The organism is Primorskyibacter sp. S87 (assembly GCF_049801055.1).
In the GTDB taxonomy this organism is placed as follows: domain Bacteria; phylum Pseudomonadota; class Alphaproteobacteria; order Rhodobacterales; family Rhodobacteraceae; genus JBNAGF01.
The window spans coordinates 215,620-228,484 of record NZ_JBNAGF010000004.1 but is presented as its reverse complement, the minus strand read 5'-3'; the positions used below and the strand labels follow the sequence as shown (position 1 = coordinate 228,484).

13 protein-coding genes and 1 tRNA gene are annotated in these 12,865 nt (G+C 56.6%); 7 read left to right on the top strand and 7 right to left on the bottom strand.

The window, feature by feature from the left end:
• Nucleotides 1–248 precede the first annotated feature (248 nt).
• A tRNA-Thr gene (locus ACP15U_RS09260) sits at nt 249–324 on the bottom strand.
• Nucleotides 325–464: 140 nt separating this feature from the next.
• Entirely contained in the window at nt 465–1,340 is an 876-nt protein-coding gene (locus tag ACP15U_RS09255; RefSeq protein ID WP_425044853.1) for an SDR family oxidoreductase, read from the bottom strand.
• Nucleotides 1,341–1,427: 87 nt separating this feature from the next.
• On the opposite strand from ACP15U_RS09255, the gene ACP15U_RS09250 reads away from it, so the two are divergent.
• Nucleotides 1,428–2,060: a class I SAM-dependent DNA methyltransferase gene (locus ACP15U_RS09250; protein WP_425044852.1), complete on the top strand. Its 633-nt coding sequence runs from the start codon at nt 1,428–1,430 to the stop codon at nt 2,058–2,060.
• A gap of 6 nt (nt 2,061–2,066) precedes the next feature.
• Here ACP15U_RS09250 and ACP15U_RS09245 read toward each other — a convergent pair whose 3' ends face one another.
• Both ACP15U_RS09245 and arsC read right to left on the bottom strand, forming a co-directional pair.
• Nucleotides 2,067–2,495 carry a glyoxalase gene (locus ACP15U_RS09245; RefSeq protein ID WP_425044851.1) on the bottom strand — a complete coding sequence of 143 codons (429 nt, stop codon included), beginning with the start codon at nt 2,493–2,495 and terminating at the stop codon, nt 2,067–2,069.
• A gap of 44 nt (nt 2,496–2,539) precedes the next feature.
• A complete protein-coding gene (gene arsC, locus ACP15U_RS09240; protein ID WP_425044994.1) occupies nt 2,540–2,965 on the bottom strand; it encodes an arsenate reductase (glutaredoxin) in 426 nt (141 codons plus the stop codon).
• Nucleotides 2,966–3,052: 87 nt separating this feature from the next.
• On the opposite strand from arsC, the gene ade reads away from it, so the two are divergent.
• The 6 genes from ade (at nt 3,053) to msrA (ending at nt 8,843) form a co-directional block, all read left to right on the top strand.
• The gene (ade, locus tag ACP15U_RS09235; protein ID WP_425044850.1) at nt 3,053–4,855 is read left to right on the top strand and encodes an adenine deaminase; all 1,803 of its coding nucleotides are present in this window, start codon (nt 3,053–3,055) and stop codon (nt 4,853–4,855) included.
• Nucleotides 4,852–6,312 carry an AMP nucleosidase gene (locus tag ACP15U_RS09230; protein ID WP_425044849.1) on the top strand — a complete coding sequence of 487 codons (1,461 nt, stop codon included), beginning with the start codon at nt 4,852–4,854 and terminating at the stop codon, nt 6,310–6,312. Before ade ends, ACP15U_RS09230 begins: the two co-directional genes overlap by 4 nt.
• Nucleotides 6,313–6,442: 130 nt before the next feature.
• Nucleotides 6,443–6,730 carry an HU family DNA-binding protein gene (locus ACP15U_RS09225; protein ID WP_425044848.1) on the top strand — a complete coding sequence of 96 codons (288 nt, stop codon included), beginning with the start codon at nt 6,443–6,445 and terminating at the stop codon, nt 6,728–6,730.
• 154 nt (nt 6,731–6,884) lie between these two features.
• Nucleotides 6,885–7,766 (top strand): DMT family transporter, encoded by an 882-nt coding sequence (locus tag ACP15U_RS09220; protein WP_425044847.1) that lies wholly within the window; start codon nt 6,885–6,887, stop codon nt 7,764–7,766.
• A gap of 118 nt (nt 7,767–7,884) precedes the next feature.
• Nucleotides 7,885–8,334 (top strand): peptide-methionine (R)-S-oxide reductase MsrB, encoded by a 450-nt coding sequence (gene msrB, locus ACP15U_RS09215; protein WP_425044846.1) that lies wholly within the window; start codon nt 7,885–7,887, stop codon nt 8,332–8,334.
• The gene (msrA, locus tag ACP15U_RS09210; RefSeq protein WP_425044845.1) at nt 8,331–8,843 is read left to right on the top strand and encodes a peptide-methionine (S)-S-oxide reductase MsrA; all 513 of its coding nucleotides are present in this window, start codon (nt 8,331–8,333) and stop codon (nt 8,841–8,843) included. Before msrB ends, msrA begins: the two co-directional genes overlap by 4 nt.
• A 26-nt stretch (nt 8,844–8,869) precedes the next feature.
• On the opposite strand, the gene ACP15U_RS09205 is transcribed toward msrA, so the two are convergent.
• The 3 genes from ACP15U_RS09205 to ACP15U_RS09195 form a co-directional block, all read right to left on the bottom strand.
• Nucleotides 8,870–10,873, bottom strand: coding sequence for a hydantoinase/oxoprolinase N-terminal domain-containing protein (locus tag ACP15U_RS09205; RefSeq protein WP_425044844.1), 2,004 nt, complete (start codon nt 10,871–10,873; stop codon nt 8,870–8,872).
• Nucleotides 10,874–11,041: 168 nt separating this feature from the next.
• Complete coding sequence (gene queG, locus ACP15U_RS09200; RefSeq protein ID WP_425044843.1) at nt 11,042–12,079, bottom strand: tRNA epoxyqueuosine(34) reductase QueG; 1,038 nt, start codon at nt 12,077–12,079, stop codon at nt 11,042–11,044.
• A gap of 93 nt (nt 12,080–12,172) precedes the next feature.
• A complete protein-coding gene (locus tag ACP15U_RS09195) occupies nt 12,173–12,838 on the bottom strand; it encodes a glutathione S-transferase family protein (RefSeq protein WP_425044842.1) in 666 nt (221 codons plus the stop codon).
• Between the last annotated feature and the right edge of the window lie 27 nt (nt 12,839–12,865).

Genomic DNA, 12,865 nt, shown 5'->3' with positions numbered 1-12,865 from the left:
CGGGTCTTGCTGGCTGTTGTACGAAGCCCCATGGCTGGGTCCGGGTCGACGCTCTTGCAGGTTTGACTATGGGCGGACGAACCGACGGACACCGGACCATCGTTGTGCTCTGAGGCCAAACCGATCCGCGTGGCTGTTCCAGAACGAATGTCAGAGCATGAACTGTCAGCAATGCACGCTAGGCAGTCTCCGGAAAGTTGGTTTCAGGTTACCAAGTCGTTTTTTGGTTTGGGTGTTGTCAGAAAAAGTGGTGCCGCTGAAGGGACTCGAACCCCCGACCCCATCATTACGAATGACGTGCTCTACCAGCTGAGCTACAGCGGCTGAAGGGTCGATGTGTTTCTCGACCTCTTTCAACGGGCCGTTGTATACGTTTGGCAGTCGACCAAGGCAAGCGAAATTGCGGTCTCCACCGGTTGCGCCCCGGTAAGTCAAATCGCTGTTTGGTGTTGAACCTATTACATTTAGACGTTGGGTTGCCGCTTGCGCGAAGCATCCTCGGATTTCAGAAGGGCGCGCAGACCTTCGCGGTAACTGGGATACCTGAGTTTCACTCCCAGTTCCTTCTTGATTAGGTCATTTCGGACACGCTTGTTCTCTCCGTAAAAACTCCGGGCAAGGTCGGTCATGCCCGCTTCGTCGAACGGAATTTCGGCGGGTAGCGGAAGGTCAAGGAGCTCTGCTGCGAGACCGATCACGTCTTGGGGCGGGGCGGGATCATCATCGCATACGTTGTAAGCCGCGCCTGGACGCGGATTGGCCATAGAAGCCATGAGAACCTGAGCAATATCGTCGACGTGAATTCGAGAAAACACTTGCCCCGGTTTGATGATCCGTCGTGCATTTCCGTTCCGGATCTTGGCAAAAGGTCCTCTCCCCGGGCCATAGATACCGGCCAACCGAAATATGTGGATCGGCAAATTGGGGACTTGGCGCCATGCACTCTCAGCTTCAATACGCTGCGCTCCTCTTCTAGAGGCCGGCGTTAGCGGTGTATTTTCGTCTACCCACCCACCAGCGTGATCGCCATAAACTGCGGTAGTTGAGAGATACCCTGCCCATTGCAGTCGCGGCGCCAGCAGTTCGATTTGATCTCGCAACTCGTTCAATACCGGGTCGCCAGAGGCATCCGGTGCAATTGAAACCAAAAGGTGCGAAACGTTCGAAAAATCAGGAACTTCTTCTGGCCACAAAACAGGCTCTACTCCGGCCTGTTTCAGTGCGTTTGCCCGGTCACTTGTGCGGGCAGTTCCGATCACGCGCCAACCGCTGGCCTTCAACTGATTTGACAACGCAGTCGCTGTGTATCCATGCCCGAATGAAAAGAGTGTCTTTGCCATGCGCCCTTGATGGGCCGGTATGCTGGCAGATGCAAGGCATGCCCATGACCGCTTGATTCGAATCCCCAGATCGGCATTTCATTGGTTATGAGCAAAAAGCCAGAACAACTCGCAGCGGTTTATGCTGCCTCGACCCCCCAGGAAGCGAGGGAACACTACGCTGAATGGGCCGGTGATTACGACGAAGGCTTTGCTGCGCGTGAAGACTACCAGTTGCCCACTCTGACGGCTCGTGCGTTCGTAGCCTCTGGTGGACAAGGGCCGGTGCTGGACGTTGGTGCAGGCACCGGGCTTTGTGGTGCAGTCTTGTCCGGGCTGGGCGTCGGCCCGATTGATGCGGTCGATATCAGTGCCGAAATGTTGGATCAAGCAATGCGCAAGGATGTGTATCGGGATTCAATTCTGGCGGATTTGAACGAAGGCATCCCTGCACCCAGAGAAAGCTATGCGGGAATAGTTTCGTCCGGAACGTTTACGCATGGCCACGTGGGGCCGGATGCCTTGAGTGCGCTGCTTCGGGTCGCGCGCCATGGGGCGCAGTTCACCTTGTCGGTCAATTCGGTCCATTTCACTGAAATGGGATTTGATGAGGTGTTTCGGAAGCTGGCCGAAGACCAGATCGAGAACCTCGTTTTGTCCGAGGTGCCGATATATGGCGATCTGGCCTTGGGCGAACACAAGGATGATACGGCGATCATCGTGCAGTTCGAAAAATCCTGAGCCCGCCTAGGAATTGGGTTTTGGGCAGCTGGGCACCCAAGCATACCCGTTCTCGCAGAGAATGTAGGCTTCTCTGAGACCGTGCGGCTTGTCTGTCGGTTCCTGCAATACGGTGGCTCCGATTGCCTTTGCATTCTGGACACTGATTTCGGGGTCACTGTCATAAAGCCGGATTTCTATACCGGTTCCTCGCGGAGGCGCTTCGGGCAACAGACCTAAAAGTGGGTTCGAGTGATAGGTTCCGTCGGCGTGGAGCTGGAACACTTGATTGCCGTAGGTAATGATAGCGAAGTCGGCGCTCTGTTGGTGGCAAGCCATCCCGAAAACAGCGTTCAAAAACGCACATTCGAGCGCAACGTCCCGAACCAGAAGATTCAACCCAATTCCCTTAAGGGACTGGCCGAATTTTTCCGCATCTACAGTTTCGTAGTCCATTGAGACAAACTGCGGCAATCCCGCCACTTGGTCAACGCTGGCCGCTACTCAGGTAGACGATCGCCGTTTGCAGAGATCAGGGTTTGACCATCTTCCTTGAGCCAGGGTCCTTCGGGCCACTGGTTAAGAAGCTCCAGAACGGTGCCGGATGGACGGCAAAGTCGCACGCCATTGCGACAGACCACGATCGGGCGGTTGACCAGAACCGGGTGTTCCAACATGGCATCCAACAGCACCTGTTCTGATACTTCCGGATCCAGTAATCCCAGATCCGCTGCAGGGGACTTGCTGACTCGCAATGCGGAACGCGGAGTAAGGCCAGCCGCCGCAAAAAGAGCAAGCAACTGCGGTCGCGTCCAGCCGGTTTCGAGATAGGGAACAACAACCGGATCATAGCCTGCGTCACGTATGATCTGCAGAACATTGCGTGATGTGCCACAGTCCGGATTGTGGTGAACAACGATATCCATAGGGTAGTAAAGCCCAACGAATGTAAAGATTTCAAGACAGTGCGCACGGGGTCTTGCACCCATCCCTAACTTCGGAAAGGTTGGGCCATGGAAAACGCACTATTCCCAAACTGGCCCGATGTCGCCCCTCGCCTGATTGCTGTTGGCGCCGGTCGCGAGCCTGCCGATCTGGTTATCCGTAACGGTATCTGGGTGAATGTTCACAGCCGCGAGGCACTGCCGGGCTATTCCATAGCCGTTGCAGAAGGTCGAATTGCCTCGGTCGCCGCCGATCTGAGCCATGCCATCGGACCGCAAACCGAAGTAATCGACGCAAAAGGTCGTTACATGCTACCGGGGCTGTGCGATGCGCATATGCATATCGAAAGCGGAATGCTGACGCCTGCTGAGTTCGCCCGCGCCGTGATTCCACACGGAACGACATCTATGTTCACCGATCCGCACGAGATTGCGAACGTGCTTGGGTTGGACGGTGTCCGGATGATGCATGACGAGGCGTTGATGCAGCCGGTCAACATCTTCACCCAGATGCCCTCCTGCGCGCCGTCGGCACCCGGCCTGGAAACGACCGGCATGGAGATTACCCCCGAAGACGTGGTTGAAGCCATGGCATGGCCCGGCATAGTTGGGCTTGGTGAAATGATGAATTTCCCGGGCGTCGCAGCAGCTGACCCAAAGATGTTGGCCGAAATTGCCGCCACACAGGTGGCAGGGAAAACGGTTGGTGGGCATTATGCTTCTCCCGATCTGGGGTCGGCTTTTGCCGCCTATGTAGCCGGAGGCCCGGCCGATGACCACGAAGGCACCTGTGAGGCTGATGCGATTGCCCGCGTGCGGCAGGGTATGCGGTCGATGATGCGTCTCGGATCGGCCTGGTATGACGTCGAAACGCAGATCACGGCAGTGACCGAAAAGGGGTTGGACCCGCGGAACTTCATCCTGTGCACCGACGATTGTCATTCGGGCACGCTGGTGAATGACGGGCATATGAATCGCGTGGTGAGGCACGCTATTTCCTGCGGATGCGATCCCCTGATCGCGATCCAAATGGCGACGATCAATACCGCGACCCATTTTGGGCTGGAGCGAGAAATCGGCTCGATCGCGCCGGGTCGCAGAGCGGATGTCATCCTGACTTCGGATTTAACCAAACTGCCGATCGAACAGGTCTTTGCGCGCGGAAGGTTGGTTGCAGAGGACGGAAAAATCCGCGTTGATTGCCCCCATCTCGAATGGCCGGACACGGCACGGAATACGGTCCACCTGGGAAAAGATTTGACCTCGTCGAACTTTGAAATCCCTGCACCTGACGGAGCCAATTCGGTGCGGGCCAATGTCATAGGCGTCGTTGAAAACCAAGCCCCGACACAGGCGCTCAAGGCCGATCTCCCGGTTCGGGATGGTCTTGTCGAGGGCGAATCTGGAGTGTGTCAGATTGCCCTGGTCGAGCGCCACCGTGCAACGGGTGGCGTGACCAACGCCTTCGTGTCCGGCTTCGGGTACACAGGCAATATGGCCATGGCGTCGACAGTTGCCCATGACAGTCATCACATGATCGTGGTTGGAACCGACCGGTCACAGATGGCTCTGGCAGCGAACCGGTTGGCCGAAGTCGGAGGCGGCATCACCATTTTCCGCGATGGCGAAGAATTGGCGCTGGTTGAACTGCCAATTGCCGGTCTCATGTCCGACAGCCCCGCGACCGAAGTTGCTGCCAAGGCCCAGAAGATGGTCGACGCGATGCAGGCCTGTGGCTGCCAATTGAACAATGCGTATATGCAGCACTCGCTTTTGGCACTGGTTGTCATTCCTGAACTCAGGATTTCGGATCTTGGGCTGGTGGATGTCCGAAGCTTCCAGAAGATTCCGCTGCTGGAGCCACAATCATGAAGATGCACACACCGAAGGCACCCAAGCCCGAACAGTTCTTGGATGCCGGGGATGCAGTCAAGCGACTTGAAGAGCTCTATTTCACAGCGACGAGTTTCCTGAGTGAAAGTTTCAGGGATGTCATGGCCGGAGGCGACACCTCGCAACGCTACAGAGCCTATTATCCCGAGATTCGCCTGACCACGGCTAGTTATGCCCAAGTCGACAGCCGGCTCAGTTTCGGCCATGTCTCACAGCCTGGTATGCACTCAACTACGGTGACGCGGCCGGACCTGTTTCGCCACTACCTGACTCAACAGATCGGATTGCTGATCCGCAACCACGGACAACCCGTTGTGATAGGCTTTTCTGACACGCCTATACCCGTACATTTCGCTGTTTCGGGCGATCCCGACCTGACCATCCCGCAGGAAGGCGCGGCAGAGTTCACTCTCCGCGACGTGTTCGATGTTCCTGACCTTTCAACGACCAACGATGATATCGTCAACGGAACCTATGTTTCCGAGGATGGAGTTGGCCCGCTGGCGCCTTTCACAGCACAAAGGATTGACTATTCGCTTGCGCGCCTGTCGCATTACACCGCAACGGATCCCAGTCATTTTCAGAACCACGTTCTTTTTACGAACTACCAGTTCTATGTATCCGAGTTCGAGGCATATGCACGTCAACAACTTGCGGATCCCGATAGCGGATACACAGGATTCGTCAGCACCGGAAATGTAGAGATTACTGACGCGGACGCAGCTCTGGAACAGCCGGTGAAACTGCCGCAGATGCCCACGTATCACTTAAAGCGCGCCGATGGATCGGGTATCAGCCTTGTAAATATTGGCGTAGGCCCGTCCAATGCGAAAACCGCGACCGATCATATTGCGGTCTTGCGGCCTCATGCCTGGCTCATGGTCGGGCATTGCGCAGGGTTGAGGAACACACAGGCGCTGGGCGATTTTGTTCTGGCGCATGCCTATCTGCGAGAAGATCACGTTCTGGATGATGACCTGCCTGTCTGGGTTCCCATTCCAGCTCTTGCCGAAATACAGATTGCGCTGGAACAGGCTGTCGAGGCGGAAAGCCACCTACAGGGTTTTGACTTGAAACGGATCATGCGAACCGGAACCGTTGCCACAATCGACAACCGAAACTGGGAGCTTCGCGATCAGTCCGGCCCAGTTCAGCGCCTCAGCCAATCACGGGCCATTGCGCTTGATATGGAGAGTGCGACTATCGCCGCGAACGGTTACCGGTTCCGCGTTCCGTATGGGACATTGCTTTGCGTGTCCGACAAGCCTTTGCATGGCGAGTTAAAGCTGCCCGGTATGGCCTCAGAGTTCTATACCACGCAGGTCAGCCGACATCTTGCTATCGGAATTCGGGCGATGGAAACGCTTCGCGATATGCCATTGGAGCGCCTTCACAGCCGGAAATTGCGTAGTTTTGAGGAAACGGCTTTCCTTTAACGGCAAAAATCGGCAAAAAACGCATAAAAAGCGGGGTTCCGGTGCCACTATTCGTTGTGTTGCATCACAATATGACGTTAAAGTTACGCGATGAGGCCCAATAGATCGGGCACGTGAAGGAGACCAAGAAATGGCAAAACCGATGACCAAAACCCAACTCGTTGCCGCGCTGGCCGAGGAAATGGGAACTGATAAGAAATCCGCAGGTGCTGCTCTGGAAGCCGTCACCACCCTGATCACCCGCGAGGTATCGGGCGGTGGTGCGGTTACTCTGCCCGGCGTTGGCAAGATCTATTGCCGCGAACGCCCCGAGCGTCAGGTCCGCAACCCTGCAACCGGCGAAACCTTTACCAAGGAAGCCGACAAAGTGGTCAAGATGACCATTGCGAAGGCGCTGAAGGATAGCGTGAACGGCTAATCGCACATCAGCGATAGTGTTCGGGGGCCGCCAATTTGGCGGCCCTTTTTGCATTTTGGATAGCAGCGCAAGAGCAATCTGCCTGCTTGCACTCGAAAGTCGAATGGGAAACAGTCCGCGCGAAACGCCAGCAAGCATGTGCAGAGGCTGAGATATGGACTTCAAGGCAATCCTGATGGGTCTGGCCTTTGCGCTGATGTGGTCTTCGGCCTTTACCTCGGCGCGGATAATCGTTGCAGATGCCTCGCCGCTGTTTTCTCTCGCTGTCCGATTTCTCGTTTCCGGCCTACTTGGTGTGGCGATTGCCCGGGCCATGGGCCAGTCATGGAAGCTGACCCGCAAGCAGTGGTACGCTACGATCCTGTTCGGTGTTTGTCAGAATGCGCTGTACTTGGGGCTTAATTTTTTCGCGATGCAAACTGTCGAAGCCTCGTTGGCTGCAATCATCGCTTCGACCATGCCGTTGCTGGTGGCATTGGCCAGCTGGACCTTGCTGGGTGAACGGCTCCGTCCTTTGGGCTTTGTCGGCTTGCTGGCCGGTATGGCCGGTGTATCCCTCATCATGGGCGCGCGGCTGGATGGTGGGGCAGATTTGTTCGGAGTCGCGTTGTGCGTCATCGCCGCGTTTGCGTTGACCTTTGCTACTTTGGCGGTTCGCGGAGCCACCTCGGGCGGTAACTTTATGATGGTCGTGGGTCTCCAGATGTTGGTTGGAGCTGCAATTCTGTTTGTTGCGGCGCCGGTGTTCGAAACGATCCGTGTCAATCCGACCGTGCCGCTGGCTCTTGCCTTTGCCTACACGACTCTCGTACCGGGCCTTGCAGCGACGTTTGTATGGTTCCTGCTTCTTGACCGGATCGGGCCGATCAGGGCAGCCACCTTCCATTTTCTCAACCCGGTTTTCGGCGTTGCAATTGCAGCGGCCCTGCTTGGCGAAGCCCTTGGCCCTCTCGACTTTGTCGGGGTCGTGGTGACGACCGTCGGTATTCTTGCGGTTCAGCTCTCGCGCCAACCGAAACCGGTGCCGGCACGCTGAAAGGAAACCGAGTTGCTGATCCGATCGCGCACATCTGCGCGACCTCTTCAAGATTGCCTTTGATTTCACGCCGCAAGCCCCATTTACTGTTTCAGAACCTATTCGTGCGGAGGACGTAATGACCCAGTATTCCAAGGACCCGGACGCCATCTCTCGCTTGTCACCTGAAGAGTTCCGGGTCACGCAGCAAAACGGGACGGAAAGACCCGGCACTGGCCAGTTGCTGAACAACAAGGATCCCGGGATCTATGTGGACATCGTCTCGGGTGAACCCCTGTTCGCTTCCGCCGACAAATACGACTCGGGATGCGGATGGCCCAGTTTCACGAAACCAATCGAACCTGCTCATGTGGCTGAACTTGAAGATCGCAGCCTTGGCATGATCAGAACCGAAGTGCGGTCGACTCATGGTGACAGCCATTTGGGCCATGTCTTCCCCGATGGCCCCCGCGATCGCGGTGGATTGCGATACTGTATTAACTCGGCATCCTTGCGTTTTGTGCACCGCGACGACATGGAAGCCGAGGGATACGGCGAGTATTTGAACCAAGTGGAGGATGTTGCATGAGCCTTGAACGCGCCGTTCTGGCAGGAGGATGTTTCTGGGGGATGCAGGACCTGATCCGAAAGTTGCCCGGAGTCAAAAAAACGCGTGTCGGATATACCGGCGGTGACGTGCCGAACGCGACCTACCGAAATCACGGAACCCATGCCGAGGGTATCGAGATCATGTTTGATCCTGCCCGGATCAGCTATCGGGATCTGCTCGAATTCTTCTTTCAGATCCATGATCCGAGCACTCCGAACCGTCAGGGTAACGATGTTGGTCTTAGCTATCGGTCTGCAATCTACTACGTGTCGGACGCTCAGAAACAGATCGCGGTTGACACTATTGCGGATGTAGATGCCAGTGGTCTCTGGCCGGGCAAGGTTGTCACCGAATTGGAACCCGCAGGTGATTTCTGGGAGGCGGAACCAGAACATCAGGACTATTTGGAGCGGGTGCCAAATGGGTACACTTGCCACTTCCCGCGGCCCGGTTGGACTTTGAAGAGCAGAACTGACGCCGCTGAATAGAGCCTGAATTCCGCGAACTCAGACCTTCAACCCACGGCGACGCGTGGTCTTCCACTGGCTTCGACGGTAATTTCGGCTCCGACAAACACGTCGCGTGCTTCTATCTGCGCCGTTTGAACCTGTCGCTCCACCAGTAACCGGATATCTTCTGCTCCGCCTTGTCTCGCTTCAGATCGGGCCTGTTCCGACAAACTTTCTTCGAGATAGGTCTGAGCGGCCTCTGGGTTAGAGAAATCTTTTGGACCGAACTCCAGATGAACGCGGAATTGTCCCTCAGCAGGGGAGGTTATGGTTCCGGCTCTCCGAACCGTTATTCGCCCGACCACCGCGCCGATAGCGTTCGCGACGCCTGCGTGTTCAGGAAGGATGACACGGCTGCGCAGCCTGTCTCCAACTGTGGGGTAGTAGTTCGGCGCCGAGGCACCAAGGCCAACAACGTCAATGTTCAGGGCTGCGTCCAAAGACAGAAGGCCGCGATGTGATGCCAATCCGCGTTGCATGAGAACGTGGCTGGCAAGTTCTCCGGGCGGCAGGTCAAACGATTCGGACTCCTCGCTGAAAGCAGTCTCTAACAGGGCCAGCGACGTCCGTTCGGTCAGCTGATCACAGATCATGTTCGCAAGTTCCGTGGGATCGGAAGCCAAGGAATTTCCCGCTCCGGTCTTTTTTCTGCTGAACAGAACCAGAGACTTATGTGCGGCCTCGCTATCCCAAGCAGCGAGCGTGCCAAGAACATGGCTCGCGTCGGATGGTGTGACACCACTTATCTGAACAACGCCACGCTCTATCAGTCGTTTCAGTGAAGCGTGGTCCATTCGAGAGCGAAGAGCATCTTCGGCCGGGCAAACATCAGTTCCTATTCGGTCCAGCAAGGTCAATTCCCGCGGCCCTAGACCTTCGGTCGCGCTGCCGGGAACGCGACGCAAGAATTGCCCATCGTGTTCGCCCGGCACGGTGTTGCGCAACTGCTCATCCAGTTTGGCGTGAACGACATCTGAGGCATCTATGGCCATCAAGGATACAGGTACAACCCGTCGCGGCCCCAAAGTCACACCGCCTATCAGACCTTCTGTCCGAACATGAACCTGGCTGTCGCCGCCAAGTCCGGTTGTGCGCATCGCAACCGCCTCGACCATTGTTCGAAACGGTCCGACCTGCGCTCCGTTCGGGTCGATTGCTGGTCTTCCGTCGCGGATCAGGGCCACGTCAGTCGTCGTGCCTCCGATATCAGAGACAATGGCTTGGTCCACGCCGGTGAGCCAACGGGCACCGACAACCGAGGCGGCTGGTCCACTCAGAATGGTTTCGATTGGTCGGGTGCGAGCCTGTTCGGCCGACATCAGGGCACCGTCGCCCCGAACCACCATTAATGGTGCAGTAACCCCCAGCTCTGTAAGTCGTAAACCCGCCCGCCCGATCAATTTGTCGATCATGCCGATCAGGCGCGCGTTTAATACCGCAGTTACCGCGCGCTTCGGACCGTTCAACTTGGCTGAAAGGTGGTGAGAGCATGTGACCGGAATGCCCGTCACGTCCCTGATGATTTCAGCAGCGCGGTTTTCGTGTTCGGGGTTGCGGGTCGCGAACTGAGCTGCCACGGCATAGCCGGAAACGTCATTGTTTTTATGTAGAAACTCAATCAGCCCAGCCTCATCCAAATCCACTTTTTGAATGCCGGCATGGTCATGACCGCCTTGCAAAACGACGGTCGGGTCTCCCTTCAGAGCGTCTGATACACCGTGGCGGGCCAAATCGCTCACCTGAAACCCAATGTAGATCAATGCCACCCGGCCACCCTGCCCTTCGACCAGCGCATTGGTGGCAAGGGTCGTCGAAAGAGCAGCGATCGAGATTTCTGACGCTGGCACCTGAGCTTGACGAAGTACCTCTTCGACAGCGTTGCCAATTCCAATGGCCAGATCGGATCGCGTCGTCAGTGACTTTGCACTGGCGATTACCTTCTTCTCGTCCCGAACCAGAACGGCGTCGGTGTATGTCCCGCCAGTATCTACCCCGAGGGCAAGTGCCATTCCGTCCTCCGCGCGTTCCAATGGCTGTGGCGATTTAAACCGAAACAATGTGATTGGGGAACGAAATTTGATCGAAGTGCAACCGGATCAATCAACGGGCGCGGATCTACCAGCCCGAAATTCTCCCTATGTGCACAAAACACTGTCGAATTGCGCCGAACGGGACATTCACGATAGCTGTTGTTCAGCCCATCGGGCAGCATCGGCGACCGCAGGGTCGGGGTCACCGATCAAAGATTGGGTGATGGATTTCAGGGCGGGATCTCCAGAGTTTCCTATGGCGTACAGCACGTTTCGAACGAAACGGTCCCGCCCAATCCGTTTAATCGGGGAACCTGAGAATTTGCTTCGAAACGCGGCATCGTCCAGACGGGCCAGCTCTTCCAGTCGTGGGGCGTCCAATCCCTCACGTGCGGCATACCGAATATCGCTGGCGGCCACGGCGAACTTGTTCCACGGGCAGGCAGCGAGACAATCATCGCAGCCATAAATCCGGTTTCCGAGCTTGCCGCGCAGTTCTTCGTCGACGGGGCCTTTGTGTTCAATTGTCAGGTAGGAAATGCAGCGTCTCGCGTCCAATTGGTAGGGCGCCGGGAAGGCCTCGGTTGGGCAGGCGGTCAGGCAGGAGCGGCACGATCCGCAATGGTCCGTTTCAGCCGGGTCTGCAGGCAGATCCAGAGTTGTAAAAACAGACCCTAAAAATGCCCAGTTGCCCCAATCCTGGCTTACAAGATTGGTGTGTTTTCCCTGCCAACCTAGCCCCGAGGCTTGCCCGAGTGCCTTTTCCGGGACCGGAGCGGTATCAACAAAAACCTTCACCTCACCTCCGGCTTCAGCAATCAGCCAGCGGGCGAGGCGTTTCAGTCTTTTCTTGACCAGATCGTGATAGTCTTTGCCTCGCGCGTAGACCGATATCGCCCCTCGGTCAGGGCGACCGACGACCTCCATAGGGTCGGTTTCCGGGGAGTAGCTTTCGGCCAGCATGATAACGGATCGCGCTTCGGGCCAGAGTTCTGCCGGATCTCCGCGCCAATGCGTTCGTTGGGCCATCCAGCCCATCTGACCGTGAAATCCGGCACTTAAAAAGGCGTCGAGCCGGGCTGGAACTTCGGGAACATCCCATGGGCGGCAGATTCGGCAGGCTGCAAACCCTTCTTCTCGGGCTTGGGCCACCAATCTGTTCTTCAGGTCTGCTCGGCTCTGCATTTGAATGAGTTTTCCTCGGGGTAGGCCGGGCTCGAGGCCGATAATCAGGGCAACACCGACCCCAAGGCAACACGGACCAATGCCCCGGTGCTATCAGAAGTCGAGATCGGCGTAATGGGCCGGAGGACGAAAACCGGGAACCTGATCGGCAAGAATTGATCGGAAGGCCGGACGCGATTTGATCTTTGCGTACCAGTCCTTGACCACCTGGCTCCGGTTCCAGTCTACATCCGAGATGTAATCCAGTGACGACAGATGCGCGGCGGCCGCAAAATCTGCCAGCGTCATCACGTCACCCGCCAGCCAGCGGCGGTGATCCAGCAACCACGCCATGTAGTCCAGATGATACTTGATGGCTTTCGCGCCGTCCTTGACGTTTCGGCTGTCGGGATACCCTTGGCCGGTAACCTTCTTGTTCACCCGTTCATACAGCAGTTTCGAAGTCACTTCGTGGTGAAACTTATCATCGAACCACCCCACAAGACGGCGGACCTCGTATCGCCCATCCGCATCCTTTGGCATCAGCGGTGGCTCCGGGCGGGTCTCTTCGATGTACTCACAAATTGCCGCACTTTCAGCCATCAGCTTGCCGTCCAGCTTGATGACCGGAACCTTGGCTGCCGGGTTGCGGCGCAGAAAATCGGGGTCACCTTCCCAGTAGCGTTCTTCTACCAGTTCGACCTCGATTTTCTTCTCGGCCAGCGACAGCCGGACTTTGCGGCAAAACGGAGAAAGGGGAACGTGAAACAAGCGCGCCATGATAATCCAAAGTATTGAGACAGTATT

What these genes read in the sequence shown, in the direction of transcription:
- ACP15U_RS09255 (WP_425044853.1), bottom strand. Translation starts at nt 1,340, where the DNA reads ATGGCAAAGACACTCTTTTCATTCGGGCATGGATACACAGCGACTGCG.
- ACP15U_RS09250 (WP_425044852.1), top strand. Translation starts at nt 1,428, where the DNA reads ATGAGCAAAAAGCCAGAACAACTCGCAGCGGTTTATGCTGCCTCGACC.
- ACP15U_RS09245 (WP_425044851.1), bottom strand. Translation starts at nt 2,495, where the DNA reads ATGGACTACGAAACTGTAGATGCGGAAAAATTCGGCCAGTCCCTTAAG.
- arsC (WP_425044994.1), bottom strand. Translation starts at nt 2,965, where the DNA reads ATGGATATCGTTGTTCACCACAATCCGGACTGTGGCACATCACGCAAT.
- ade (WP_425044850.1), top strand. Translation starts at nt 3,053, where the DNA reads ATGGAAAACGCACTATTCCCAAACTGGCCCGATGTCGCCCCTCGCCTG.
- ACP15U_RS09230 (WP_425044849.1), top strand. Translation starts at nt 4,852, where the DNA reads ATGAAGATGCACACACCGAAGGCACCCAAGCCCGAACAGTTCTTGGAT.
- ACP15U_RS09225 (WP_425044848.1), top strand. Translation starts at nt 6,443, where the DNA reads ATGGCAAAACCGATGACCAAAACCCAACTCGTTGCCGCGCTGGCCGAG.
- ACP15U_RS09220 (WP_425044847.1), top strand. Translation starts at nt 6,885, where the DNA reads ATGGACTTCAAGGCAATCCTGATGGGTCTGGCCTTTGCGCTGATGTGG.
- msrB (WP_425044846.1), top strand. Translation starts at nt 7,885, where the DNA reads ATGACCCAGTATTCCAAGGACCCGGACGCCATCTCTCGCTTGTCACCT.
- msrA (WP_425044845.1), top strand. Translation starts at nt 8,331, where the DNA reads ATGAGCCTTGAACGCGCCGTTCTGGCAGGAGGATGTTTCTGGGGGATG.
- ACP15U_RS09205 (WP_425044844.1), bottom strand. Translation starts at nt 10,873, where the DNA reads ATGGCACTTGCCCTCGGGGTAGATACTGGCGGGACATACACCGACGCC.
- queG (WP_425044843.1), bottom strand. Translation starts at nt 12,079, where the DNA reads ATGCAGAGCCGAGCAGACCTGAAGAACAGATTGGTGGCCCAAGCCCGA.
- ACP15U_RS09195 (WP_425044842.1), bottom strand. Translation starts at nt 12,838, where the DNA reads ATGGCGCGCTTGTTTCACGTTCCCCTTTCTCCGTTTTGCCGCAAAGTC.